21 protein-coding genes and 3 pseudogenes are annotated in these 24358 nt (G+C 65.3%); 12 read left to right on the forward strand and 12 right to left on the reverse strand.

All coding sequences use genetic code 11. The annotated features are described in order from the left end of the window. Positions 1-1942: NADP-dependent malic enzyme (locus tag AC1DQ3_RS12315; protein WP_477120477.1), on the forward strand; the 1942-nt coding region annotated here is incomplete at its 5' end. Positions 1943-2067: 125 nt separating this feature from the next. Here the strand turns inward: AC1DQ3_RS12315 and AC1DQ3_RS12320 are convergent. Continuing rightward, positions 2068-2709: an HD domain-containing protein gene (locus tag AC1DQ3_RS12320; RefSeq protein ID WP_477120478.1), complete on the reverse strand. Its 642-nt coding sequence runs from the start codon at positions 2707-2709 to the stop codon at positions 2068-2070. Positions 2710-2833: 124 nt separating this feature from the next. On the opposite strand from AC1DQ3_RS12320, the gene AC1DQ3_RS12325 reads away from it, so the two are divergent. After that, on the forward strand, positions 2834-3793 hold the full coding sequence (locus AC1DQ3_RS12325; protein WP_477120479.1) for a GlxA family transcriptional regulator: 960 nt from the start codon (positions 2834-2836) through the stop codon (positions 3791-3793). 102 nt (positions 3794-3895) lie between these two features. Here the strand turns inward: AC1DQ3_RS12325 and AC1DQ3_RS12330 are convergent. Continuing rightward, positions 3896-4140, reverse strand: a pseudogene (locus AC1DQ3_RS12330) (transposase); the annotation flags it as partial. Positions 4141-4177: 37 nt separating this feature from the next. Here AC1DQ3_RS12330 and AC1DQ3_RS12335 point away from each other — a divergent pair. From AC1DQ3_RS12335 to AC1DQ3_RS12355, 5 genes are all read left to right on the forward strand, one after another. Continuing rightward, positions 4178-5068: a LysR family transcriptional regulator gene (locus tag AC1DQ3_RS12335; protein WP_477120480.1), complete on the forward strand. Its 891-nt coding sequence runs from the start codon at positions 4178-4180 to the stop codon at positions 5066-5068. Positions 5069-5235: 167 nt separating this feature from the next. Then, entirely contained in the window at positions 5236-6402 is a 1167-nt protein-coding gene (locus AC1DQ3_RS12340) for a CaiB/BaiF CoA transferase family protein (RefSeq protein WP_477120481.1), read from the forward strand. Beyond that, positions 6399-7163, forward strand: coding sequence for an enoyl-CoA hydratase (locus AC1DQ3_RS12345; protein ID WP_477120482.1), 765 nt, complete (start codon positions 6399-6401; stop codon positions 7161-7163). The genes AC1DQ3_RS12340 and AC1DQ3_RS12345 overlap by 4 nt, the downstream gene beginning before the upstream one ends. A 23-nt stretch (positions 7164-7186) precedes the next feature. After that, complete coding sequence (locus tag AC1DQ3_RS12350) at positions 7187-8503, forward strand: MFS transporter (protein WP_477120483.1); 1317 nt, start codon at positions 7187-7189, stop codon at positions 8501-8503. A 120-nt stretch (positions 8504-8623) separates the two neighbouring features. Then, positions 8624-9583, forward strand: coding sequence for a Bug family tripartite tricarboxylate transporter substrate binding protein (locus AC1DQ3_RS12355; RefSeq protein WP_477120484.1), 960 nt, complete (start codon positions 8624-8626; stop codon positions 9581-9583). 60 nt (positions 9584-9643) lie between these two features. On the opposite strand, the pseudogene AC1DQ3_RS12360 reads toward AC1DQ3_RS12355, so the two are convergent. Continuing rightward, a pseudogene (locus tag AC1DQ3_RS12360) lies at positions 9644-9886 on the reverse strand (3-oxoacyl-ACP reductase); the annotation flags it as partial. Positions 9887-9968: 82 nt separating this feature from the next. After that, on the reverse strand, positions 9969-10340 hold the full coding sequence (locus AC1DQ3_RS12365) for a PHA-granule associated protein 4 (protein WP_477120485.1): 372 nt from the start codon (positions 10338-10340) through the stop codon (positions 9969-9971). 290 nt (positions 10341-10630) lie between these two features. Here AC1DQ3_RS12365 and AC1DQ3_RS12370 point away from each other — a divergent pair. The 5 genes and pseudogenes from AC1DQ3_RS12370 to AC1DQ3_RS12390 all read left to right on the forward strand — a co-directional run. Then, positions 10631-10861, forward strand: a pseudogene (locus AC1DQ3_RS12370) (Tn3 family transposase); the annotation flags it as partial. Between the two features lie 174 nt (positions 10862-11035). Next, positions 11036-11632: an MFS transporter gene (locus AC1DQ3_RS12375; RefSeq protein ID WP_477120486.1), complete on the forward strand. Its 597-nt coding sequence runs from the start codon at positions 11036-11038 to the stop codon at positions 11630-11632. A gap of 121 nt (positions 11633-11753) precedes the next feature. Next, a complete protein-coding gene (gene imuA, locus AC1DQ3_RS12380) occupies positions 11754-12659 on the forward strand; it encodes a translesion DNA synthesis-associated protein ImuA (RefSeq protein ID WP_477120487.1) in 906 nt (301 codons plus the stop codon). Further along, complete coding sequence (locus AC1DQ3_RS12385) at positions 12592-14151, forward strand: Y-family DNA polymerase (RefSeq protein WP_477120488.1); 1560 nt, start codon at positions 12592-12594, stop codon at positions 14149-14151. Before imuA ends, AC1DQ3_RS12385 begins: the two co-directional genes overlap by 68 nt. A gap of 34 nt (positions 14152-14185) precedes the next feature. Then, the gene (locus AC1DQ3_RS12390) at positions 14186-17659 is read left to right on the forward strand and encodes an error-prone DNA polymerase (protein ID WP_477120489.1); all 3474 of its coding nucleotides are present in this window, start codon (positions 14186-14188) and stop codon (positions 17657-17659) included. Between the two features lie 74 nt (positions 17660-17733). Here the strand turns inward: AC1DQ3_RS12390 and AC1DQ3_RS12395 are convergent, their stop codons facing one another. From AC1DQ3_RS12395 to AC1DQ3_RS12430, 8 genes are all read right to left on the reverse strand, one after another. Continuing rightward, positions 17734-17994 (reverse strand): hypothetical protein, encoded by a 261-nt coding sequence (locus AC1DQ3_RS12395; RefSeq protein ID WP_477120490.1) that lies wholly within the window; start codon positions 17992-17994, stop codon positions 17734-17736. A gap of 553 nt (positions 17995-18547) precedes the next feature. After that, positions 18548-19738 carry an enoyl-ACP reductase FabV gene (fabV, locus tag AC1DQ3_RS12400; protein ID WP_477120491.1) on the reverse strand — a complete coding sequence of 397 codons (1191 nt, stop codon included), beginning with the start codon at positions 19736-19738 and terminating at the stop codon, positions 18548-18550. Between the two features lie 127 nt (positions 19739-19865). Beyond that, positions 19866-20282, reverse strand: a complete 417-nt coding sequence (locus AC1DQ3_RS12405) for a hypothetical protein (protein WP_477120492.1) — start codon at positions 20280-20282, stop codon at positions 19866-19868. Positions 20283-20378: 96 nt separating this feature from the next. Then, positions 20379-20627 (reverse strand): hypothetical protein, encoded by a 249-nt coding sequence (locus AC1DQ3_RS12410; RefSeq protein ID WP_477120493.1) that lies wholly within the window; start codon positions 20625-20627, stop codon positions 20379-20381. A 229-nt stretch (positions 20628-20856) separates the two neighbouring features. Next, positions 20857-21690: an ABC transporter ATP-binding protein gene (locus AC1DQ3_RS12415; RefSeq protein WP_477120494.1), complete on the reverse strand. Its 834-nt coding sequence runs from the start codon at positions 21688-21690 to the stop codon at positions 20857-20859. Further along, complete coding sequence (locus AC1DQ3_RS12420) at positions 21690-22433, reverse strand: ABC transporter ATP-binding protein (RefSeq protein ID WP_477120495.1); 744 nt, start codon at positions 22431-22433, stop codon at positions 21690-21692. Before AC1DQ3_RS12420 ends, AC1DQ3_RS12415 begins: the two co-directional genes overlap by 1 nt. Further along, positions 22426-23418: a branched-chain amino acid ABC transporter permease gene (locus AC1DQ3_RS12425; RefSeq protein WP_477120496.1), complete on the reverse strand. Its 993-nt coding sequence runs from the start codon at positions 23416-23418 to the stop codon at positions 22426-22428. The genes AC1DQ3_RS12420 and AC1DQ3_RS12425 overlap by 8 nt, the downstream gene beginning before the upstream one ends. Then, positions 23415-24314 (reverse strand): branched-chain amino acid ABC transporter permease, encoded by a 900-nt coding sequence (locus tag AC1DQ3_RS12430; protein ID WP_477120497.1) that lies wholly within the window; start codon positions 24312-24314, stop codon positions 23415-23417. The genes AC1DQ3_RS12425 and AC1DQ3_RS12430 overlap by 4 nt, the downstream gene beginning before the upstream one ends. Positions 24315-24358: the final 44 nt, after the last annotated feature.

Genomic DNA, 24358 nt, shown 5'->3' on the forward strand with positions numbered 1-24358 from the left:
CGATGCGCGCGATCCGGACAAGATCGTCGAGATCGTGGCGGCGCTGGAGCCCACCCTGGGCGGCGTCAACCTCGAGGACATCAAGGCGCCCGAATGCTTCTACATTGAGAAGAAGCTGCGCGAGCGCATGAACATCCCGGTCTTCCACGATGACCAGCACGGTACCGCCATCATCTCGGGCGCTGCGCTGCTCAACGGCCTGAAGGTGGTGGGCAAGGACATCGCCAAGGTCAAGCTGGCGGTATCGGGCGCTGGTGCGGCGGCCATTGCCTGCCTGGATACCATGGTGAGCCTGGGCGTGACCCGCTCGAACATCTCCGTGGTGGACTCCAAGGGCGTGATCTATGTGGGCCGCGACTCCAGCATGGAGCCCAACAAGGCCCGCTACGCGCGGGAAACCTCGGCCCGCACCCTGGCCAACGTGGTCAACGGTGCTGACGTGTTCCTGGGTTGCTCGGCTGCCGGCGTGCTGACCGCCGAGATGGTCAAGACCATGGCCGACAAGCCCATCATCCTGGCGCTGGCCAACCCCGAGCCGGAAATCCGCCCGGAAGTGGCCAAGGCCGCCCGCCCGGACTGCATCATCGCCACCGGCCGTTCGGACTACCCGAACCAGGTCAACAACGTGCTGTGCTTCCCGTACATCTTCCGCGGCGCGCTCGATTGCGGCGCCACCAAGATCACGGAAGAAATGAAGCTGGCTTGCGTCAAGGCCATCGCCGATCTGGCCGAAGCCGAACTGAACGACGCCGTTGCCGCCGCCTACGGTGGCCAGGAACTGAAGTTCGGCCCCGACTACATCATCCCGACGCCGTTCGACCAGCGCCTGATCGAGAAGATCGCGCCCGCGGTGGCCAAGGCCGCTGAAGAATCCGGCGTGGCCACGCGTCCCATCAAGGACCTGGAAGCCTATCGCCAGCAGCTCACCCAGTACGTCTACCATACCGGCCTGATCATGAAGCCGGTGTTCACGGCCGCCAAGGCCGCGCCCAAGCGCGTGGTCTACGCCGAGGGCGAGGAAGAGCGCGTGCTGCGCGCGGTGCAGACCGTGGTGGACGAAGGCCTGGCGCGCCCGATCCTGATCGGCCGCCCGCACGTTATCCAGATGCGCATCGAGAAAGCCGGCTTGCGCCTGAAGGCCGGCGAGGACTTCGAGCTGATCAATCCGGAAGACGATCCGCGCTACCGCGCCTACCACGAGGCGTATCACGCGCTGCGCGGCCGCGACGGCGTGACGCCCGACATGGCCAAGGTGGCGCTGCGCCGCTCCAATACGCTGATCGGCACCATGCTGATGCATATGGGCGACGCCGACGCGCTGCTGTGCGGCACCGTGGGCCGCTTCGAAGCGCACCTGGAGCACGTGCGGGACGTCATCGGCCTGGCGCCGGGCGCCAAGGTGTTCGCCGCGATGAACGCGCTGATGCTCGAGAAGTACACGCTGTTCATCACCGACACCTTTGTCAACGACGACCCCACCGCCGAGGAACTGGCTGCCATCACGCAGCTGGCGGCCGAGGAGGTCGCGCGCTTCGGCCAGCATCCGAAGGTGGCGCTGATGTCGCACTCGATGTTCGGCTCGTCGAACCGGCCGTCGGCCCGGAAGATGCGCGCGGCCCAGGAGATCCTGGCCCGCGAGGCACCGCACCTGGAAGTGGAAGGCGAGATGCAGGGCGACGCCGCCCTGGTCGAGGACGTGCGCCGCCACTTCCTGCCGGGCACCAAGCTGGCTGGCAGCGCCAACCTGCTGGTGATGCCGACGCTGGACGCGGCCAATATCGCCTTCAACCTGCTCAAGATCACGGGCGGGCAGGGCGTCACCATTGGCCCGATCCTGCTGGGCGCGGCCAAGCCGGTGCACATCCTCAACCCGCAAGCCACCACGCGCCGCATCGTCAATATGACGGCGGTAGCGGTGGCGGAAGCCAACGCGGTGCGTTGATTCGCGGTGCGGCGGCCTGGAGCCGCCGCGCGCGCGTGGGACGCCAGTGGTGAGGAAGCAGCTCGTCGATTGCTGTCTGCAAGTTGACGCGGGGCGGTTGAAACTAGGTGGAAGCCACTGCCCGGTCAGCCAGTCCACTTCGCGTTGCGGATGACGCTGCAGAAGTTCCCAGGCTTGAAAGAGGGATCCTTGTCGGCGATCACATCGGCTTTGACGTTGCCGAAGGTTGTGTCGGGTTTGTGCTTGATGCCGTCATAGAAGGCCTGAATGATGTTTTCCTTGAAATGGTCTCCACGCGGATGCGCGCGGACAACCGCTTCACGCTCGGCGTCGGTGTACTCAGGATAGGTCAGGCCCAGTACGTCCATTTCCACGCCGGCAGTGACCAGCGCCACGACAGGATGCATGTGCTGGGGAATCCCTGGCGTTGTATGCAAGGCAATCGCCGTCCATACCGTGTCGATATCTTGCTGATTGATTCCGTGGTTTCGCAGAAAATCACGGGCGGCGTTGGCGCCATCCACCTCGAAGCGCTCGCAGGCGCTGCTGTGCTTATGCGTCAGCCCCATGTCGTGGAACATGCAGCCGCAGTACAGCAACTCGGGGTCGAACTTCAGGCCGCGATGCTTCCCGGCCAAGGCGCCGAAGTAATACACGCGGCTCGAGTGATGGAACAGCAGGGGCGATGCGGTGTCCCGAACGAGTTCGGTGATTTCGCGGCTAAGCTTGCTATCGGGGATAGCGATCCCGTCGATATTCAACGTCATGACAAGTCTCCAAGGTGGGGCCAGGTCTAATTTTCGGTCAATGTTGTTTTGGCCGCAATCGGCGTAATACGTCATATACTGCCATTGTGCGTGTTGGACTGACATACGGGAGGTTGCCGTCGAAATGGCAATAACGGTTGCAATTGTGGCGCTGCCAGGTGTTCAGCTCCTGGATGTGGCTGGACCGCTGGACGTGTTCGCACAAGCGAATGTGGAGGTGAGGCACGAGGCCTACGGCTTGCGCATCGTGGCGTGCGAGTCCGGGGTGATCCGGAGCTCGTCCGGCGCATGCCTTGTGGCCGACGAGGTGGCCGGGGACACGAGCACCTGCATAGACACCTTGCTCATCGCTGGCGCACCGAACGCTGCGCAGATACGCTTGAAGCCCGAAGTACTATCCTGGCTGCGCACAACCGCGGCGCAGGCCAGACGCTACGGCTCAGTTTGTACCGGCGCCTTCGCATTGGCAGCGACAGGGCTGCTGGATGGACGTCGACTCACCACGCATTGGGCCGCGGTGGACCAGCTCGCGCAGGCGTACCCCTCCGTTACCATCGACCAAGACGCGCTTTACGTGCGTGATGGGAAACTTCGTACGGCAGCCGGTGTCACGGCAGGTCTAGACCTTGCCTTGTCGCTGGTGGAGGAGGATTTGGGCCGGGAGATCGCCATGCGCGTTGCTGCGCAGTTAGTCATGTACTTCAAGCGTCCTGGGGGGCAGCTTCAGTTCAGTCGCAAAGGCGAAACACGTCCCGCCGGGCGCTCGGCCCTGCAGGAGGTCCAGCGTTGGGTCGCGGCGAACCCGGGGTTGGAACATAGTGTGGAGAAGCTCGCCAAACACGCTGGCTTGAGTCCACGCCATTTCGCGCGTCTGTTCCATGCCGAAGTCGGTGTGACGCCGGCCACGTGGATCGAGATGGCACGAGTCACAGCAGCTCGGGAGTTGCTGGAGACCGGAAGAGAAGCGCCCAAGCAGGTTGCTGCAAAGTGCGGTTTTGCCAATGCAGATACGTTGAGACGGGCTTTCGCCAAGCATGTCGGCGTCACGCCGGCCGAATACAGGAAGCGGTATGCCGGAGCATGACCTGTCTCGGCGCGTAACGTCAGGTGGTTCAGCGGGAACGGTGATTCGCCATGAACGCGGACGATTTCACCTGCGTTTCGGGTCAGATTCCCGATTCCGGGCGACGCGTCCGAGCTCGTCGCGCGCCTTGCCCATCGGGGTGCCTTATCCAAGGCGCGGCGCTTGCCGGGGCGCATCGCGACGTGCCAGTTCGCCGCGATGCCTTGCGTTTTGCCGCGTTTCTCCACGCCTTGGTAACCCGCATCACCGAATGCGTCGGTCTCGTCGCCATGCACCAGGACGTGGGCTCGCGTGACATCGTTGGCGTTGCCGGCCGTGCCCACCACCGTGTGCACCAGGCCCGAGTCGACGCCGCCAACTCCTTCGCTACAACCCGGAGCCCCCGTGAAATTCGACACGACCACCATCCGACTGATCCTCGCCATCGCTGAGGAAGGCAGCATCTCCCGCGCCGCCGACAGACTCAGTCTGGCGGTGGCGGCCGCATCCCGCCGCGTGACGGACCTGGAAGACCAACTCGGCGCCAAACTCTTCAAGCGCGTACCGCACGGAGTCGAAATCACCGGATCGGGCGACAAGCTACTCCAATACGTCCGGCAGATCGACAACCTCATCGACCGCCTCGAAGGCGACGCGCAGGCTCTCAACCAGGGCCTCGACGGCCGCATTATCATCGGTGCGCCCAAGGCCGTCGTCATCCAGTTCCTGGCCCGCGAGATTGCCGACATCCAGCGCAAATACCCCGGCATCTCCTTGAAGATCGTCGAGGAGAACAGCAAGATCGTGCAGCAACTGCTGCGCGACAAAGTGATCGACGTCGGCATCTACGAGAAGAAAAGCGGCTTCCTGGATCTGGCGAAGTCCCCGTACAAGGAGGACCGCCTGGTGCTGGTCTATAACCGCCCGCATTTCCAGTTTCCCGACGGACCCGTCGGAATCGACGATATCCTCGATCTCCCCATCGTGAGCCTCGGCAAGGGCTCCGCGGTCCTGTCCGCCGTGCACCGCGCGTACCGCAGCCGCGGGCGGCTGTTCCCCAACAATTTCACCGTCAGCGGTTTCGACACCATGCTGGCGATGGTGCACCATGGCCTGGGTGTCGGCCTGATGCCGCCCGACGTCCTGCACAGTTTTCATCCCGGGGAATCGCTGGCATCGGCCGAACTCCAGGGCGACTGGCACCGGCGCAGCTACGTCCTGTCCTGCGTCGAGGGCCACGCTCAGGAGCAGACCCTGCGCAACGTGGTGACCGAGCTGGTCGGCAGACCGGCCTAGTCCCCGGGGGAGGCGCCCCGCCCGGTTTCGCATTGCGCGAAACCAGACATGATCCAGGCGTTCTTGCGGCGGCCTGGTATGTAGCGGACAGTGAGATCAGAAGACTGCTGGCCATGCCTGGCATGGCTAAGCGGTCCCACTCACACCTTCTACAGAGGAGACTCGGGATGACCGAATCGAAGCATCTGCCGCTGCAAGGCATTCGCGTGCTGGACGTCAGCCAGGTCATGGCGGGCCCCTTCGCCTGCATGCTGCTGGCCGACATGGGCGCGGACGTGATCAAGGTGGAGCCGCTCGAAGGCGACCAGACCCGCGGCGCGATGGGCTTCAAGATGAAGGGGCCCGACAGCATGGGCTTCCTGAACATGAACCGCAACAAGCGCTCGCTGACGCTTGACCTCAAGAGCGACGAAGGGCGCGAGTTCTTCTACAAGCTCGCCAAGACCGCCGACGTGATTGTCGAAAACTACCGGCCAGGCGTGGTGCAGCGTCTGCGCATCGACTACGAGTCGATCAAGGCGATCAATCCGAAGATTGTCTACGTCAGTATCTCCGGCTTCGGGCAAAGCGGACCGTGGGCGTCGAGGCCCGGCTTCGATCTCATGGCGCAGGCCATGTCCGGCGTGATGAGCGTGACCGGCTACAGGGGCGGCAAGCCCGTCAAGGCCGGGGTACCGGTGGCGGACATCGGCTGCGCGCTGTTCGCGGTCTACGGCCTGCTGTCGGCCTACATCGGCGCGCAGAAAAACGGCGAGGGTCAGCACATCGACGCGTCGCTGTTCGATTCGGTAATGGCCTTCTCGATCTGGGACATGTCGGAATACTGGGGCACGGGCGTGCCGCCGACGCCGCTCGGCACCAGCAATAAGATGAGCGCGCCCTACCAGGCCGTGAAGGCGCGAGACGGCTACTTCGTGATGGGCGCCACCAATCAGAAGCTCTGGACGAAGCTGTGCGAACTACTGGAGCGCCCGGACTTGATCGCTCAGGCCGACTATGCGAGCGTGTCGCTGCGGCTGAAGAATCGCGAGGCGCTGATCGAAGCCTTGGAGCAGGAATTCGCGAAGCGCGACAGCGCGGCTTGGGTCGACGCGATGCTCGCCGCCGGCATTCCGGCCGGCCCGATCCTGTCCTATCCCGATGCGTTCGAGAGCGAGCACGCCACGCACCGTCGCATGTGCATGGAGATCGAACACCCGAACGAAGGCAAGGTCAAGAACATTGGCTTTCCCGTCAAGATGCTGGGCACGCCGCAGACGGTGCGTCGTCATCCGCCGCTGCTGGGCGAGCACAACGACGAGATCTTCGCCGAGATTGATGGGACGGCGCCATGAGCGAACTCGTCAGTCTCAAGATCCATCAGTCGGGCGCAGCGGAGATCGTGATCGACCGCCCGGAGCGGCATAACGCGATGACGCTCGATATGTACGAGTCGCTGTTGGCGCTGATCGCAGAGTGCGCAAATAACAGCGGCGTGCGCTGCATCCTGTTCCGGGGGGCGCGCGGCAAGTCCTTCATTTCCGGCACCGACATCGCGTACTTCAAGGACTTCCGCGACGGCCGTGATGGCGTGGCCTACGAGGCCTTCGTCGAGCGGGTGATCGACACGGTCGAACGCATTGAGGTGCCCACGGTTGCAGTGATCGACGGGTGGGCCGTCGGCGGCGGCCTGGCATTGGCAACGGCCTGCGATTTCCGGCTCTGCAGCGACGGCTCGCGCTTCGGCGCGCCGATCGCGAAGACGCTCTCCAACACGCTGGCGTCGCGCAACATCGCACGGTTGCATGCGGCGCTCGGCGTGCCGCGGGTCAAGAAGATGTTGCTGCTCGCCGACTACCTCACGGCGCACGAAGCGCTAGCGTGTGGCTATGTCTATGACGTGTGTTCGCAAGACGCACTGCAAGACGACGCCCATACGCTCGCGCAACGGCTCATGGCGCTTTCACCGGTCACGCAGAAGGCCGTGAAGGAAAGCCTGCGCCGCATCGTCGTCGAACAGCGGCTCGACGACGAAGATCTGATCGAAGAGGTGTACAGCAGCGCCCGTTTCAAAGACGCCGTGGTCGCCTTTACCTCGGGATCGCCGAGAAAATAACAACGAACAATGTGGAGTGAGACATGAAACGAATACAGATCAAGGCGACCACTACCGTCCTGCTGATGTTGTGCCTGATGTACTTCATCACCTACGTCGACCGCGTCAACATCAGCACCGCCGCCGGGCAATTCAAGTCCGAACTCGGGCTGAGCAACACGCAACTCGGCTTCATCTTCTCGGCTTTCGCGTATCCGTACGTGATATTCCAGTTCATTGGCGGCTGGGTCAGCGATCGTTTCGGCGCCAGGCGCACGCTGATCGCCTGCGCCTTCATCTGGGCGGTGGCGACCACGCTGACGGGCTTCGCCGGCGGCTTCGCGACGCTCGTCGCGGCTCGGCTGCTGCTGGGTCTGGGCGAAGGCGCCACCTTCCCCGCGTCCACCAGCGCGATGGCGTCGTGGGTGAGGAAGGACAAGCGCGGCATGGCCCAAGGTATCACTCACTCGTCGGCGCGGTTCGGCAATGCGGTGGCGCCGATCCTGGTGCTGGCGCTGATGACTTCGTTCGACTGGCGATTCGCCTTCTACCTGCTCGGCGCGCTGAGTTTCGGCTGGCTGGTCCTGTGGTACGTGACCTACACCGAAAAGCCGGCGGATCATCCGCGCATCACCGCTGGGGAAATTGAGAGCCTGCCGCCGCCGAGAGTTCGTCCGGTGGAAGCGCCCGGCACCTGGGCGCGTCTCTATCGTCGCTTGCTGCCTGTCTCCGCCGTGTACTTCTGCTACAACTGGATCCTCTGGTTGATGCTCGACTGGATGCCGCTCTACTTCATGCATAGCTTCCATCTGAACATCAAGAAGGCGGTGATTTTCACGTCAGGGGTGTTCGTCGCCGGTGTGTTCGGCGATCTGATCGGCGGCCTCATCAGCGATAAGCTGCTTCGACGCACCGGCAATCTGAAGCTCGCGCGCAGCGTCCTGGTCGCGTTCTGCATGACCATGACCGGGCTGTCGCTGATCCCGGTGGTGCTGATCCACGAACCGATGTATTCGCTGATTTTTCTGGCCGCGGCGATGTTCTTCAACGAAATGAATATCGGGCCGATGTGGGCTATTCCGATGGACATCGCTTATGACCGTTCGGGTACGGCCAGCGGCATTATGAGCGGCACAGGCTTCACGGCGGCTATCGTCAGCCCGGTTGTGGCGGGCTATCTGATCGACCGCCTGGGGAATTGGAATGTCACCTTTCTGCTGTCCATCGGCGTGATGGCCTGCGGTGTACTGCTGACTTGTATCATGAAACCGGATATGCCGTTCATCGCCAAGCTGAAGCCAGTGGCGCCTTCGGAGCACGCAGGTCGAGATGCAGCGTTGCCGATTGTCAATAGAAACTGAAAACGCCGTAGATGCCTTAGGGCATCTCCTTGTACAGAGCTGAGCGTCAGCCTCACCACCTGAGCGCCGACAGCCCCCATCCCTGCCCCCGATCGAAGAATCAGAATCAGAGGAGACAAGATGCGAATCAAACTTCTGGCGGCAATCGCCATGATCGTTCTTGCGTCCGGCATGGCCAGCGCGCAATCCTATCCGACCAAGCCGATCACCATCGTGATCGGCTCCAGCCCTGGCAGCACGACGGATGGCCTGGCCCGCGCGATGGGTGCCCAGATCACGAAGGAGACGGGCCAACCGGTCGTCGTCGACAGCCGCCCCGGCGCATTTGGCGGCATCGCGGCGCAGCTCGTCGCGCGCTCGGCCGCCGATGGTTACACGCTGTTCATGACCACCAACACCACACAGGCCGCCAATCCGCATCTGGTGAAGAACCTGCCCTACAACCCCATCAAGGACTTTGTACCGATCGGCCAGGTGGTCCAGGGCTACATGCTGATGGTCGTGAATCCCGACGTGAAGGCCAGGAACGTGCCCGAATTCATCGCGCTAGCGAAGAGGGAACCGGGCAAGCTGACGTTCGGCTCCGGCTCATCGTCGGCGCGGGTCGCCACCGAGCAATTCCAGCACATGACCGGGACGAAATTGACTTACATCCCCTACAAGGCCAATCCGCCCGCCGTGATCGACCTTGTCGCCGGACAGACCGACGTGATGATCGTCGACCTGACCACCAGCCTGCCGCAGGTCAAGGCCGGCAAACTGCGCGCACTCGGCGTCAGCAGCCCACAGCGCTCGCAGCTGCTGCCCAACGTGCCGACCATCGCGGAGCAAGGCGTGGCGGGTTATGAGTCCAGCTACTGGAACGGTCTATACGCGCCCGCTGGTACACCGGCGCCGATCATCAACCGTCTCAACGAACTGATGCGCAAGGCGATGGCGACCGAATCGATCCGCCATTTCGTGATGGAGAACGGCATGGAGGTAAAGGTGTCTTCGCCTGAGGAACTTGCCAGATTCCAGCTTGCCGAGCTGGACCGCTGGGGCAAGATCATCAAGACGGCGGGCATCGAGCCTGAATAAGGTCGACTCGGATGGCGTGAGGCAGGATGTCCTGCTCACGCCAGCGCCTTTGACTGCAACTCAACCGCGGCCGACGAAGGGCATATTGCTCGCCGTCACGGTCATGTTCAACACATCTGACGACAATGGCAGCGCTGCGATGTAGCGCACGGCTTCTGCCACGTGCTTAATATCCATCATCGGCTCGGTGGCCACGGTGCCGTTGGCCTGACGCACGCCTCTGGTCATGCGGGAAGACAAGTCCGTCGGCGCATTGCCGACGTCGATTTGCCTGCATACGATGTTGAACTCGCGATCGTCCAGGCCTGACTTTGAGTTCAGGCCAACCCGATGGGCACCTGGAGGCTGCGTAGCTCACTGGTGGCGGTTCGGCGAGGCCCCCTACTTACTCCCAGGTGAGCGTAGAGTCCTTTAGCAGGTGGCCCGCCAGAATGTAGTCTCCATGCTCAATGGCACGTGCTTCTAGTTCGCACAGACAGACCTCTGGCAGTGCGGTCAAATCGAACATGCAATACAGGTGCCGCTGCCTGAATGTGAGTTTCGGTGCTCGTAATCCCCGGACTAGGGCTTCCGGAGAGCACACAGCGACATGCTCGATGGTTCGGAACTGCACGACGACGCCATATTGCTGCCCGAGCCTTCCAAGCTCGAACGCATCTTCCCACGCGGTCTCGTAGTCGAGGTCTACCGTGCCCTTCGTCCGAGAATTGATGCGTTCAACCGCATTGGTCCGATTGTGTGCGACGTAGACGGTCATGGGCGCGTACCTAGTCGGTGGAGTCGGGGTCCCATAAAATATATCGAGAACTTTAGGTCGGCGCAACCAGAAGCTGTGCGCGATTGAAGATTGAAGTAATCCTGCTTCTTCGTGCTGCAAGCCAAGGAATAGTGCCCCACCAGCATACGGTCCTCATGCAACGTCAGCCTGACCTCGCACTTGCCTCCAGGCTGCCGCGTGACTTGTGCCGAGGAAACGCGCATAGGCTGCCCAGCTTGGATGCGCACGTTGCCGCTTTGTGAGATGGATGACGTTGCCGCTCGGCTTGTGCCGTCGTCGCGTTGCAGCGATTCGGCAGCGCAGCGCAAGGGGATCCGATCTATCGGGCGGCAGAACAACTTGGCAAGCTGTTGCGCAGACTGTTCCTGTGCGACTATTTCAGCAACGTGGAATTTCGCAAAGAACTGCATACGCTGCTCAATCGCGGTGAGTCGGTGCACTGGCTCCAGCGTACGATCTACACGGGTAGGGTCACGCCGGAGCGCGGACGGCATCGTGACTAGGCACATGAAGCTGGGGAGCTTGGGCGCGTCGGCTCTTTGCTTTCGTTTGGGGCACGCCCGGCAAGGCCATGCGGGCAACGCATGGAGTGGGATTACCAGATCACACGGCACTTTGCTGTATGCAGCAGAGTACGCTGCAAAGGGCTCTGAAATAAGAAAACTGGAACCATTGTGGCTTGCTCGAAGACCGACATCCGGCTGTGGCTGGCCTTGGCGTCGGCGGCCGCCTTCATCCGCATCGAATCACGCAGTGCTGCGCCGATGCTGCCGCTGGCGCTATTGCGCATCCCCGCGTTTAGGGTGGAGTCGCTCGCCGGTGTGATCGTGAATTTTGCCTACTATGGCCAGATCTTTGTCTTCAGCCTGTTCTTCCAGCTTCAGCAGGGACTATCGCCACAGCAGACCGGGCTGGCGTTCCTCCCGATGACGGTGGTGCGGATGGCAGTCAACGTGCTTGCCGGCCGCCTGATCACGCGGATGGGCGCGAGGTACTTGATGGCGCCGGGATTGCTCCTGGCCGCCCTGGGCTACCTGATGCTGTTGCCGGTACGCATCGACGGCCCCTACTGGCTGCTCGCCCCGCCGATGCTGCTGGCCGCCAGCGGCATCGCGCTGATGGTGCCGACCATGACCAATGTCACGCTTTCAGCCGTGGATGGCTCCCGCGCGGGCATCGCCTCCGGCGTCCTCAACTCGGCGCGACAGGTAGGCGGCATGCTCGGCGTGGCGGGGTTCGGTTATCTGGTGCACGACACTGCCCCGCACTAGCTATTGTCATTCTCCATTTCCAGAATCCCCCCGCTTCACCCATGCGCTCTTCCGTGCTACTGTATAAATATACAGTTATCGGAATTTCCACCCGGCTCCTAAGCTGGGTCGCAAGCATCACATGAACGCCCATCTCTCCCCAGCCTCGCCCGACATGTCGGGCGTTGCGCCTTTGGCGCAAACGCCCGCCGACCGGCAGGGTGCGCTGGACGCACTGGAACAACGCTATCCCGGCCTGTGGCGGGCGGGGCAGCTTGGCCATCTGGGCCGGGCGGGCAGCGTGCCGGCCTTGCCCACCGGCCATGAGGCGCTTTCAGCCGAGCTGCCCGGCGGCGGCTGGCCGGTGGGGGCGCTGACGGAGTTGCTGCTGGCCGACCCTGGCGTGGGCGAGTTGCGCCTGCTGCGCCCGGCGTTGCTGGCGCTGACGGCGGCGCAGCGCCAGGTGGCGCTGGTGGGGCCGCCGTATCTGCCCAATGCAATGTGCCTGGCCGAATGGGGTTTGCCGGCGCGGCAGGTGTTCTGGGTGCGCCCGCCCGCCGGCGCGGGCCGGACCGCGGCCCAGGCCGATGTGCTGTGGGCGGCGGAGCAGGTGCTGCGCAGCCAGGCCTTTGGCGGGATGATGGTGTGGCTGCCCACGGCGCGTCCCGAGGCGCTGCGCCGCTTGCAGGTGCTGGCGCAGGCGGGCGACGCGGTGGTCTGGGCGTGCCGCCCGGCCGGCATGCTGCGCGAGTCGTCGCCGGCGGTGTTGCGGCTGCTGCTGTCGCCGGCGCCCGGCAATGCCTTGTCGATCACCTTCCACAAGCGGCGCGGCCCGGTGCGCGATGCGCCGCTGGTGCTGCCGCTGGGCGAGATGATGGCGGTGCCGGCCAGGTCCACACCGTCTGCGGCGCCACAGGTTCCTTCAATGCCGGTCCCTTTGAATATCCCGGTTTCCCAAGCCGTTGCGGGAGAGCAAGCCCATGTCGTACTGGATCGCGGTGCATCTGCCGCGCCTGTCGCTGGACGCGCTGCAGCCGAACTGGCCTGAGCCCGCCTCGCTCTCCGCTTGCGCCGGCCTGCTGCACCACCGCGTGCCGGTGGCGGTGATGGAGCGCGAACGGGTGGTGCTGGCCAACGGGCCGGCGGTGGCGCTGGGGGTGCAGGCCGGGATGCGGCGTGGCGGCGTGCAGGCCTTGTCGGCGCAGGTGGTCCAAATGGAGCGCGAGCCGGCGGCCGAGGCGCAGGTGATGACGGCGCTGGCGCTGGCGCTGCTGCACTTCACGCCGCATGTGACGCTCCATCCCGATCCCGGCACGGCTACCGTGATGATCGATGTCGGCGCTAGCCTGCGGCTGTTCGGCGGCCATCTGGCGTTGTGCCGCGCGGTGTATGCGCGCGTGCGCCGGCTGGGCGTGTTCCTGCAGCTTGGCTGCGGGTCCACGGCCTTCGGGGCGGCGTGGCTGGCGGCGCAGCCGTTGCGGCGGGACCGCCGTGGCGCCATGGTGCGGCCGGCGCGGCGCGCGGTGCGGGCGCCGCGCATGGCGCGGTTGCTGGACCGGCTGCCGGTGGCCATGCTGCAAGGCCTGGCCGACGACGGCTGGCTCGACGGCATCGGCTGCCGCACCGTGGGCGAGGTGCGCGGCCTGCCGCGCGCGGGCCTGCGGCGCCGGCTGGGCCCGGATCTGCTGGCGCGGCTGGACCAGGCCTATGGCGAGGTGCCGGTGCGCTTTACCTGGTTCAGCGCGCCGGCGGCGTTCGCGCAGCGCATGGAGCTGCCGGGCCGCACCGAATCCGTCCAGGGCGTGATGGCGGGTGCGCAGCGCCTGCTGCTGGCGCTGGCCGGCTGGCTGGCGGTGCAGCAGGCGGGCGTGACGCGGCTCGTGCTGCGGCTCGAACATGAGCGCTACCGGCTCGGCACCGAGACCCCGTCCACGCCGGTCACGGTCAGCCTGGCGCAGCCCAGCCGCGATCCGGTCCATCTGTCCAGGCTGCTGCAGGAGCGGCTGGACAAGGTGCAGTTCAACGTGCCGGCGGTGGGCCTGATGCTGGAGGTGGAGTCCATGGAAACCTGCCTGCCGCAAAGCGATTCGCTGTTTCCGGAGCCGGGCGGCACGCCGGCCGAGCTGGGCCGCCTGCTCGATACGCTGATGGCGCGGCTCGGCCGCGAAAACGTGCTGCAACCGCAGCCGCTGCCCGACCACCGGCCCGAGCGCGCCAATCGCTGGTGCCCCGTCGACGAAATGCCGGCGCGCGCGCCGCTGCCGGCCCCGGCAGGCGGCATGCCCGAGCGCCCGCTGTGGCTGCTGGACAAGCCGATGTCGCTCACCGTGCAGCGCCACCGGCCCTGTCATGGCGGCCCGCTGACCTTGCTCTCGCGGCCGGAGCGCATCGAGAGCGGCTGGTGGGATGGCGCGCTGGCCACGCGCGATTACTTCATCGCCGAGCGGGCCGATGGCCTGCGTTGCTGGGTCTATCGCCAGCGCCCCGGCCGCGAGGAAAGCGGCGAGTACCGCTGGTTCCTGCACGGCTTGTTCGCCTGAGCCTTGCCGCCTTGTCATGTCCAGCAAGCCCTCCATGCCCTCGTTTTCCGCTTTGCCGTCGGTGCTTTCCGCCTTGCTGCCGGCATTGCCGGCATTGCCGGATTATGTGGAGCTGCACTGCATTTCCAATTTCACGTTCCTGGACGGGGCGTCGCATCCGGTCGAGCTGATCGAGCGTGCGTTTGCGCTGGGCTATCGCGGGCTGGCGCTGACCGACGAATGCTCGGTGGCGGGCACGGCGCGCGCGCACCACGCGCTGAAGGACCTGCGCGAGCGTCTGCGCGATGCCGCGGCGCGCAGCGCGGCGCGGCTGGCCGCGGGGCTGGATGAGGATGGCGGCGATGATGACGATGACGACGACGACAGGGAGGAGGGCGAGCACGGCGAGGATGGCGAACCTCTCGCCGCGCCGGATACCACGAGCCATGCAGCCGCCCCCGACGAAGCCACCCAGGCCCGCCAGCGCCGTCATGAACGGCTGGCGGCGCTGGCCCGCGCCGCGCAGGACTTCCGCCTGCTGATCGGCAGCCGCTTCACGCTGACCGATCACGCTGGCCAGCCGGTGCTGCGGCTGGTGCTGCTGGCCCAGGACCGGGAAGGCTTCGGCAACCTGAGCGAGCTGATCACCCTTGGGCGCACGCGTTCGGAGAAGGGCAGCTACCGGCTGCACCCCGACGACCTGGCCGCGCCGCCGCAGCCGCAGCAGGCCCACCTGCGCGGCATGCCCAACTGCCTGGCGCTGCTGCTGCCGTCCTATTGCCCCGAGCCCGAGGCGCTGCTGCAACAGGCCAGCTGGATGCGGCAGACCTTTGGCGTGCGCGGCTGGATCGCGCTGGAACAGTTGCAGGGCCATGCCGATGCCTTGCACCGTTTGCGGCTGGAGGCCGCATCGGCGCAAACGGGCGTGCCGCTGGCGGCGGCCGGCGCGGTGACCATGCATGTGCGCTCGCGCAAGCCGCTGTCCGATGTGCTGAGCGCCATCCGCGTGGGCCAGCCGCTGGCCGAGTGCGGCATGACGCTGGCGCCCAATGCCGAGCAGCACCTGCGCATGCGGCAGCGCCTGTCCCGGCTGTATCCGCGCGAGACGCTGGCGCAGACGGCGCGGATCGCTTCGCTGTGCGATTTCTCGCTGGAGACGCTGCGCTACGAGTATCCGGAAGAGCTGGTGCCGCCGGGCGAGACGCCCTTCAGCTACCTGCGCCGCGAGACCATGAAGGGCGTGCTGCGGCGCTTTCCCGGCGGGCTCAAGCCCGCGTGGCGCAAGCAGTTGAAGGAGGAGTTCGAACTGATCCGGGAGAAGCAATACGAACCCTTCTTCCTGACCGTGCACGATATCGTGCGCTTTGCCCGCGGCCGCGGCATCCTGTGCCAGGGGCGCGGCTCGGCGGCCAATTCGCTGGTCTGCTATTGCCTGTTCATCACCGAGGTCGATCCCGGCGATGCCAACATGCTGTTCGGCCGCTTCCTGTCGCGCGAACGCGACGAGCCCCCCGATATCGATGTCGACTTCGAGCACCAGCGGCGCGAGGAAGTCATCCAGTACATCTACGGGAAATATGGCCGCCACCGCGCCGCGCTGGCGGCGTCGCTGATCACCTACCGCTCGCGCAGCGCGCTGCGCGACGTGGGCCGCGCGCTGGGCATCGATGCCAGCGTGATCGAGCAGGTGGTCAAGGGCCAGGCCTGGTGGGACGGCGGCAAGACCTTCCTCGACCGCATTGCCCAGTACGGGCTGGACCCGGAATCGCCGGCAGTGCGGCAGTGGGCCAGCCTGACCGCGCAGTTGCGGGGTTTCCCGCGGCATCTGTCGCAGCATGTGGGCGGCTTCGTGATCGCGCGGCACAAGCTGTCGCGCCTGGTGCCGATCGAGAACGCGGCCATGGAAAATCGCAGCGTGATCCAGTGGGACAAGGATGACCTCGAATCGCTCGGCTTGCTGAAAGTGGACGTGCTGGCGCTGGGCATGCTCTCGGCCATCCGCCGCGCGCTGGCGATGATCCCGAGCCGTTCGGGCGCGCCGTACCGCATGGAGGACATCCCCGGCAAGGATGTGCCGACCTACGACATGATCTGCGCCGCCGATACCATCGGCGTGTTCCAGGTGGAGTCGCGCGCGCAGCAGTCGATGCTGCCGCGGCTGCTGCCGCGCACCTTCTACGACCTCGTGGTGGAGGTCGCCATCGTGCGGCCCGGACCCATCCAGGGCGGCATGGTGCATCCCTACCTGAAGCGGCGCGAGCAGGCGCGGCGCACCGGCAAGCCGCCGGCGTATCACAACGACGTCATCAAGAAGGTGCTGGGCCGGACCCTGGGCGTGCCGATCTTCCAGGAGCAGGTGATGCAACTGGCCATCGATGCCGCCGGTTTCACGCCCGGCCAGGCCGACCAGCTGCGCCGCTCGATGGCGGCCTGGCGGCGCAAGGGCGACCTGAAGCAGCATCAGGATGCGCTGGTCAAGGCGCTGACCCGCAACAAGTATCCGGAAGCCTTCGCGCTGGCCATCTGCAAGCAGATCGAAGGCTTCGGCGAATATGGCTTCCCGGAAAGCCATGCCGCGAGCTTCGCCAAGCTGGTCTATGTCAGCGCGTGGATCAAGTGTCACCATCCCGCGGCCTTCCTGTGTGCCTTGCTCAACAGCCAGCCGATGGGCTTCTATTCCCCTTCGCAACTGGTGCAGGATGCCGGGCGCCACCACGTGCGTACCGAGCCGGTGGATGTCACGGTGAGTTGTTGGGAAAGCACGCTGGAGCATGAGCCAGGCGGGCCGGCGGCGCGCGGGCGCGAGCGTGCGCAGCCGGTGGTGCGGCTAGGCCTGAACCGCGTAAGCGGCATGCGCGAGGCTGCCGCCGGACGCATCGAGCAGGCACGTGCCGGGCAGCCTTTTGCCAGTGTCGAAGACCTGGTGCTGCGGGCGCGGCTGGATCGCCACGACATTGACGCGCTGGCCGCCGCCGATGCGCTGGCCAGCCTCGCCGGGCATCGCCGCCAGGCGCGCTGGCAGGCCCGCGCGGCGGCGCTGCAGGCGGCGCACCATGACCTGCTCTACGAGGCGCCGCCGGCCGAGAGCGAGCTGTCGCTGCCGGCGCCGCGCCTGGGCGAGGACGTGGCCGCCGACTACGCCAGCATGGGCCTGTCGCTCAAGTCGCATCCGCTTGCGCTGCTGCGGCCGCGGCTGGCGGCCATGAAATACGCCACCGCGCAGGAACTGGCCCATTGCGGCAGTGGCCGGCGCGTGCGGGCCTGCGGCATTGTCACGGTGCGCCAGCGGCCGGCTACCGCCAGCGGCACGATCTTCACGTCGATCGAGGACGAGACGGGCGCCGTCAATGTGATTCTCTGGCCGGACCTGATCGAGCGCCAGCGCAGGGAAGTGCTGGGTGCCACGCTGCTGGGCGTGATCGGCATGTGGCAGCGGCAGGGCGAGGTGAGGCACCTGGTGGCGCAGGAACTGGTGGACCTGAGCCCGCTACTGGGCCGTTTGATGGTGTCCAGCCGCGACTTTCATTGAACGGAAATGAATGGAAACTAACGGGACATAACGAGACCGGCAAGGCGAACGAGGCGGCGAGGCCACCTTGCCTGTTACTGCGGTTGCTGCGCGGATGCTTGCTGCCCGCGCGCCTTGCCATGCCGTGCCCCGACCACGTCTCCCTGCCAGCCGACCGCCTTGAGCAAGGCGAAGCCATGCGGCGTGATATGCGGGCACCAGTGACCGGCTCCGCATTCCTCCAGCGACACGAGGCCGCGCTCCAGCAACGCTTCCAGATCCACGGGATCAAGCTCCAGCCGATCCTGGGTGTCGTGGACCAGTAGCAAGGTGGCAAATTCATGCGGACTCAGCATCAACATCTCCTGGGTTGGAAATCCTGGTCACGCGGCTCAGCAGGGGCGCAACCGCTACGGAAGTAGATAGCGCTCACGCGAATTGGTTCAGGTGTTTTCCACATCCGAACCTGCCCGGTGCGCTGACATCGCGATCCCCTCCGTTCTACGTTTGATTTGCGTCTGTATTGTGTCGACTATCTTTCTCCATTTTTCTTTCCGGTTTCCCAGGCGCGAATTGCATCTGATTCGCCCATGGTTTGCGCCTGATTTGCGCCCGTTTAGCGGGCATCCTGCACCCGCCTTGTGCTGCTTCCGCTCTTCGGTTGTGCATGTGAAAAAAGCCACGAAACCGCGCTTCAGCGCGCTCGCTGCACACCTCGGAGAACTGATGCAGCAAGCCGGCGCGGCGGCACGCTCCGACGTGGGGCCCGACGCGGAAAACTCGCACAGTCGTGGCAACGCATGCATGAAACGGGCCTGCATGCCGCCGGGCCGCTGTTCGACATGCACAGCGCGCTGGTAAAGCAGACCTGGTCACAGTCTGCAGGCCCCAGACTCCAGACTTCAGACTCTAGACCAGGCCGGGAATCTGCACGTCGGGATTCACGTCGGCCTCATAGTCCACGCCATCGATCTCGAAGCCGAAGAGGCGCAGGAATTCCTTCTTGTAGCCGGCAAAGTCGGTGAGTTCGTAGATGTTGTCGCTGGTGACCTGCGGCCAGAGCTGCTGCACGCGGGACTGCACTTGCGGGTCGAGTTCCTTGTAGTCCGCGCGCAGGCGGCCTTCCTGGTCCAGGCAAGGCGCATCGCCGTACAGGCTGTCCTTGTAGAGCCCATAGACCTGCTCGATGCAGCCCTCGTGCGTGCCTTGCTCCTTCATGACCTTGAACAGCAGCGACAGGTACAGCGGCATCATGGGGATGGCGGAGCTTGCCTGCGTGACCACGGCTTTGAGCACCGAGACGCGCGCGTCGCCACCCTTGGCGGCCAGCCTGTCGCGCAGGCCAAGGACCTTCTGGTCAAGGTCCTTCTTGGCGGCGCCGATGGAGCCGTTCCAGTAGATGTCGTGCGTGATCTGTTCGCCCAGGTAGGTGAAGGCGGTCGTCTTCGCGCCGTCGGCCAGCACGTTCGCGGCGCTCAGCGCGTCAATCCACATTTGCCAGTCTTCGCCGCCCATCACCGCCACGGTGTCGTCGATCTCGCTTTGCGTCGCCGGTTCCAGCATGGTCTCCCTGACCACTTCCTTGTCGGTATCGATGCCGCGCAGGCTGACTGCCTTGCCCACCGGCTTCAGCGTCGAGTTGAATACTTCGCCGGTCTTCGGGTGCGTCCGTCGGGGCGACGCGAGGCTGTACACCACCAGGTCGACCTGGCCGAGATCCCGCTTGATGGTATCGATCGTCTTCTGCTTGATCTCGTCGGAGAACGCATCGCCATTGATGCCCTTGGCGTACAAGCCCTTGGCCGCGGCAAGCCGTTGGAAGGTGGCCGTGTTGTACCAGCCGGAGGTGCCGGGCTTGCTGTCGGTGCCGGGACGTTCAAAGAAGACACCTAGCGTATCGGCGCCGGAACCGAATGCGGCGGTGATGCGGGCCGCAAGCCCGTATCCGGTCGACGCGCCGATCACCAGTACTTTCCTGGGCCCTCCGGCGATGGGGCCCTTTCCCGTGACGTAGTCGATCTGTTCCCTGACGTTGGCCTCGCAGCCTGCAGGATGGGTCGTAACGCAGATAAAGCCACGCACGCGCGGTTTGATGATCATGAGACCTCGCTTGTTAGATGCCGAGCCTGATTTAGCAGGCGAAAAAAACTTCGCGCATTGTAAATGAGGCGGCAAGAAACGAGCCCGCCCTCCCGGCGAGCGCGCGGGGCGGTTGGGCGCGGGCCTTCTAATGATGTTGCTGGCGATACGCTACCTGAAGCCAGCTTTGCAGGGTGTCTCCGGTGTCCCGTCCCGCGGGATCGGGATCGGGTCTGCCAGTGTCCGGGGCAGCGTCCAGCAGGCAAGTCCTTAGCTCTTCGCGTTCCGTGAAAGTCGGCGTGGCCAGCCAGCCAACAAACTCGTCGTGCCAGTTTTCCCACGCGTTCTCATCGAACTCAAACTCCTCGTCCAGTCGGCCGCCATCGCGCAGGTAGGTGCCGACGATACGCTTGCCGTCCCAATACGCAACGGCCACGTCCGTCAGGTCCGCCGTGGTTCCCACCGGCAGGTCGCGCAACAACATAACCAAATGTGCCTTGAACGATGCGAATCCGTTTGAGGTCATCGCCTGCTCCGCTTCTGGGGATGCATGCTTCGAAAGCATGCACCCGTTCCGATGGCGCGTCGATGTTCAGCGTCGTCCGGGCACGCGCAAGACCGGCGGCTTGATGGTGCGATCGGCTGCGGATTCAGGTCCGGCTCACCCGAACTTGCCCCGCGCCAGGTCTTTCTCGAATTCGACGGTCCATGCCGTGCCATGTCCGATCCGGTATTCCCTCTCCTTGAGAGTCGACTTGCGCACGACGTTGATCTGGCCCTGCAGCGGATAGACCTCGTCCACGATGTCGGTCGTGTCGGTTTCCTGAAGCAGGAAATCGGCCTCGTCAAGCTTGTGGCGCTGCAGGACGGCAATGAAATCCGCTCTTTCGTCCGGTGCAATGACTGACATTCTGCGCCCTCCCTATACTGAACGTTCGACGTTTCCAAGATAGCACAAGCGCCAATGCCGTGGCGCCCGGGCGCGCTTTCAGGTGCGGGCCGGCCGCCGCTGGCGTCGATGGGCCATAGCGCATGTTCGGAGAGCGTCTTCGCGAGCAACCGCAAGCGCTGTGAAGCATGAAGCTCTCACCGGATTCATTGGCGCGCAGAGCATCGGCAGAAGGCGGACCTGCCGCCGCTCAGCCCCCCAGGAACAGCCGGCCGACCTCCGGGTCGCTGCGTAATTCGGCGCCCGGCCCGGCCATGACAAGCTGGCCGGCCACCAGCACGTAGCCGATGTCGGCAAATTCCAGCCCCTTGCGCGCATTCTGTTCCACCAGGATGAGGGTCTTGCCCTGCGCGTGCTGCAGCTCACGGAGAATCTCGAACACCATGTCGATGAAACGCGGCTCCAGTCCGATCGACGGTTCGTCCACCAGCAGCACGTCAGGGTCCATCATCAGCGCACGCGAGATTTCCAGCAGGCGGCGCTCGCCGCCCGAGAGCACCCTGGCCCGCTGGCGGCGGCGTTGCGCCAGCGCGGGGTACTTGCGGCAGATGCGTTCGGCGGCCTCGCGGGCTTCACGCGGGTGCCGCATCAGGTAGCCGCCCATCAGCAGGTTCTCTTCGACGGTCATGTCGGGAAAGATGGCGCTGTCCTGCAGGACATAGGCCAGGCCGGCGCGCTGGAGCTTGTGCGCCGGACGCAGGCGGGTGACATCCTTGCCGTCGATGCGGATGGTGCCGGAGCGGATGCTGGCGAAACCGTAGATCGCATGCAGCACAGTGGATTTGCCAGCCCCGTTGGGGCCGATCAGGCAGAGCGACTGGCCGCGCCCGGCGCGCAGGCTGACGCCATGCAGGATCTCCTTCGCGCCGTAGCCGGCAACGAGGTCGTCCACCGCGACCATCGGCGCTGCGCCGGCCAAGCGGTCGAGCAGCGCGGTGCCGGGGCGTTCGCGCGGCGCCTGCGGGGCGGTGGCGCCAGCGTCATGAATCGCGGCCTGGCGGATGGTTGCGCGCCCCGCTTGCATCAATGGACCCCCAGGTAGGCGTCGATCACCTTGCGCTCGCCCATGATTTGCGCGGGCGTGCCCTCGGTGAGCAGCTCGCCATGCGCCAGGCAGTAGACGTAGCCGGCCAGGTCGACGACGACCCGCATATTGTGCTCGATCACCAGCAGGGTGAGGCCGGTCTGCGCATTTGCCTCTTTGAGCAAGGTCACCAGGTCCTGGATCATTACCGGGTTGACGCCCGCGGTCGGTTCGTCGAGCAGGAGCAGCTTGGGCTCGTTCATCAGCGCCATGGCGAGTTCGAGCAGTTTCTGCTGCCCGAAGGAGAGTTCGCCGGCGCGCATATGCGGTTGCTGGTGCAGACCGACCAAGCGCAGCAGGCTATCCGCGCGCGCGGTCGCCGCCGGCGGCAGGGGCGAGACCATGGCGGCAAGCCCTTGGCGCGCGCGGGGCACGCTGACCAGCAGGTTCTGCATGCAGCTCATGCTGGCGAAGATGCGGGTTTGCTGGAAGGTGCGCACAAGCCCCAGGCGGGCGACTTGCGGTACGCGCAGGCGCGAGATTTCACGGCCGCCGAAGACGATCGAGCCACGGTCGATCCGATGATAGCCTGCGATCGCATTGAACAGCGTGGTCTTGCCGGACCCGTTCGGGCCGATCAGCCCGACGATGCTGCCCTGCGGCACCTGCAGCGAGATGTCGTGGTTGGCCATGACGCCCCCGAAGGATTTGGTGACACCGCGCACTTCGAGCAGGCTAGCCATGGCCGGTACGCTCCTGTGCCACGTCCGGGGCGGGCGGATCGGCATTGCGGCGCTCCCTGAGTTGCCGGATCCAGCCCATGATGCCGGTTGGAAACAGCACCACGATCGCCACAATCAGCAAACCGAGGGCGACGCGCTGCCATCGCAGCAGGTAAGTCCAGAACAGCTCCTGGGTGAGGTGGAACACGGCGGCGCCGATCACCGGTCCCCACAGCGTTCCCTTGCCGCCGAGGATGGCCATCACCACCATCCAGACGCCGAAGGTGGCGCCGGCGAAGGCCAGTTCCCGCGGATCGATGAAGCCCACCAGGTTGCCCGTCAGCGCTCCCGCCACGCCGAGAAAGACGGCGCTGACGCACCACGCGAGGATCTTGTAGCGGGTGGTGCGCAGGCCGAGCGCTTCGGCCTTGTCTTCGTCGTCGCGGATGGCATTGAGCGCCAGCCCGAACGGGCGGGCATAGAGCCAGCGCAGCGCCAGCAGCGTTGCCACGGCGAGTGCGAGCATGGCGTAGTAGAAGAAGCGCTGGCGGCTGCCGACCTCGCCAGGGAAGAGCGGCAGCGCCAGGCCGGAACCGGCGCCGATGAAGTTCCAGCCGGCGGCGGCATCGGCGAAGGCGATGCCCAGGCCAAGCGTCGCGATCGCGAAGTAGTGACCGCGCAGCGCCAGCAAGGCCGGGCCCAGCGCCAGCGCGAGCGCCACCGCCACCAGCGCGGACAACCCGGCGCCCGCCGCCAGGCCGGGGAAATAGGCCAGGCCGAGATCGCGCTGCACCACCGCGCAGACGTAGGCGCCGACGCCGAAGAAGACGATGTTGCCAAAAGAGTTGTATCCCATCTGCCCACCCATCACATCCCAGGTCAGGGCGAACAGCACCATCAGCCAGAGGAAGGCCATCTGCGTGGTGAGGGCGGGTACGAGCCACGGCGCCGCGGCCGCGCACAGGCCGAGGCCGCCCAGGGCAGCGAGCAGGGCGGGCCGGCTCATTTGAGGTATCTGCGCTGCCGGCGCAGGACCAGGTTTCGCGAGACCAGGATCACCACCAGCAGCGCATACAGGAAAGCGGTCTGGTACTCGGTGCCGAGCACGAAGCCGGCGTAGTTCTCGGCGATGCCAAGGCCTCCGCCGGCTAACAGGACCGGCAGCATGCTGCCCAGGCCCGCCACTACGACGATCATGAAGGCGCGCACGGTATAAGGCAGCCCGAGGTAGGGGTGCACGATCCAGGTCATTGCCACCAGCCCGCCGGCGGCGCCGCAGATGGCCGCGTTCAGGGCAAAGGTGGCGGCGTAGATGCGGTCGGTGTCGATGCCGAGCACGCGCGCTGCCCGCGCATTCTGCGCCGTGGCGCGGATGGCTTGCCCGAGGCGGCACTTCCTGAGGAACACCGTCAGGATGCCGCCCAGTACGAGGGCGGCGGCAAAGGCGATGAGCTTGACCCGCGATACCGCCACCAGCCCGCCTGCCAGCAGGGCGCTGCCAAGCCCGGCGTCGACCGTGCGCACATTGGCGCCGAAGGCCTCGTTGGCGAGCTGCTGGATCACGATGCTCAGGCCAAACGTGGCCAGCACCGAGATAAACAGGTCGCGCTCGACGATGCGGAAGATGACAAGGCGATAGAGGCCCAATCCGACCACGAACATCACGGCCGCGGCGGCGGGCACGGCGAGCAGCGGCGGGCACCCCTTGCCGGCCAGGTAGATCACCACATAGCCGCCCAGCATCACCAGCTCCCCCTGGGCGATATTGATGATGTTCATCACGCCCCACACCAGCGCCATGCCGTAGGCCACCAGCGCGAAGATCGCCCCGGCCAGCAGGCCATCCACCACGAGCTGCAGGTTGAGTTCGGGGGTTTGGAAGAGGACCGCCAGATCGGTCATGTCAGCGGTTGCCGCGGAGGCGGCATGCGTCACTTATCGACTTG

This window comes from Cupriavidus sp. 01T418 (genome assembly GCF_056398885.1).

What these genes read in the sequence shown, in the direction of transcription:
- AC1DQ3_RS12385 (WP_477120488.1), top strand. Translation starts at nt 12,592, where the DNA reads ATGTCGTACTGGATCGCGGTGCATCTGCCGCGCCTGTCGCTGGACGCG.
- AC1DQ3_RS12325 (WP_477120479.1), top strand. Translation starts at nt 2,834, where the DNA reads ATGGCAATAACGGTTGCAATTGTGGCGCTGCCAGGTGTTCAGCTCCTG.
- AC1DQ3_RS12320 (WP_477120478.1), bottom strand. Translation starts at nt 2,709, where the DNA reads ATGACGTTGAATATCGACGGGATCGCTATCCCCGATAGCAAGCTTAGC.
- fabV (WP_477120491.1), bottom strand. Translation starts at nt 19,738, where the DNA reads ATGATCATCAAACCGCGCGTGCGTGGCTTTATCTGCGTTACGACCCAT.
- AC1DQ3_RS12365 (WP_477120485.1), bottom strand. Translation starts at nt 10,340, where the DNA reads ATGACCGTCTACGTCGCACACAATCGGACCAATGCGGTTGAACGCATC.
- AC1DQ3_RS12395 (WP_477120490.1), bottom strand. Translation starts at nt 17,994, where the DNA reads ATGCTGAGTCCGCATGAATTTGCCACCTTGCTACTGGTCCACGACACC.
- imuA (WP_477120487.1), top strand. Translation starts at nt 11,754, where the DNA reads ATGAACGCCCATCTCTCCCCAGCCTCGCCCGACATGTCGGGCGTTGCG.
- AC1DQ3_RS12340 (WP_477120481.1), top strand. Translation starts at nt 5,236, where the DNA reads ATGACCGAATCGAAGCATCTGCCGCTGCAAGGCATTCGCGTGCTGGAC.
- AC1DQ3_RS12410 (WP_477120493.1), bottom strand. Translation starts at nt 20,627, where the DNA reads ATGTCAGTCATTGCACCGGACGAAAGAGCGGATTTCATTGCCGTCCTG.
- AC1DQ3_RS12355 (WP_477120484.1), top strand. Translation starts at nt 8,624, where the DNA reads ATGCGAATCAAACTTCTGGCGGCAATCGCCATGATCGTTCTTGCGTCC.
- AC1DQ3_RS12430 (WP_477120497.1), bottom strand. Translation starts at nt 24,314, where the DNA reads ATGACCGATCTGGCGGTCCTCTTCCAAACCCCCGAACTCAACCTGCAG.
- AC1DQ3_RS12425 (WP_477120496.1), bottom strand. Translation starts at nt 23,418, where the DNA reads ATGAGCCGGCCCGCCCTGCTCGCTGCCCTGGGCGGCCTCGGCCTGTGC.
- AC1DQ3_RS12415 (WP_477120494.1), bottom strand. Translation starts at nt 21,690, where the DNA reads ATGCAAGCGGGGCGCGCAACCATCCGCCAGGCCGCGATTCATGACGCT.
- AC1DQ3_RS12405 (WP_477120492.1), bottom strand. Translation starts at nt 20,282, where the DNA reads ATGCTTTCGAAGCATGCATCCCCAGAAGCGGAGCAGGCGATGACCTCA.
- AC1DQ3_RS12420 (WP_477120495.1), bottom strand. Translation starts at nt 22,433, where the DNA reads ATGGCTAGCCTGCTCGAAGTGCGCGGTGTCACCAAATCCTTCGGGGGC.
- AC1DQ3_RS12390 (WP_477120489.1), top strand. Translation starts at nt 14,186, where the DNA reads ATGCCCTCGTTTTCCGCTTTGCCGTCGGTGCTTTCCGCCTTGCTGCCG.
- AC1DQ3_RS12350 (WP_477120483.1), top strand. Translation starts at nt 7,187, where the DNA reads ATGAAACGAATACAGATCAAGGCGACCACTACCGTCCTGCTGATGTTG.
- AC1DQ3_RS12345 (WP_477120482.1), top strand. Translation starts at nt 6,399, where the DNA reads ATGAGCGAACTCGTCAGTCTCAAGATCCATCAGTCGGGCGCAGCGGAG.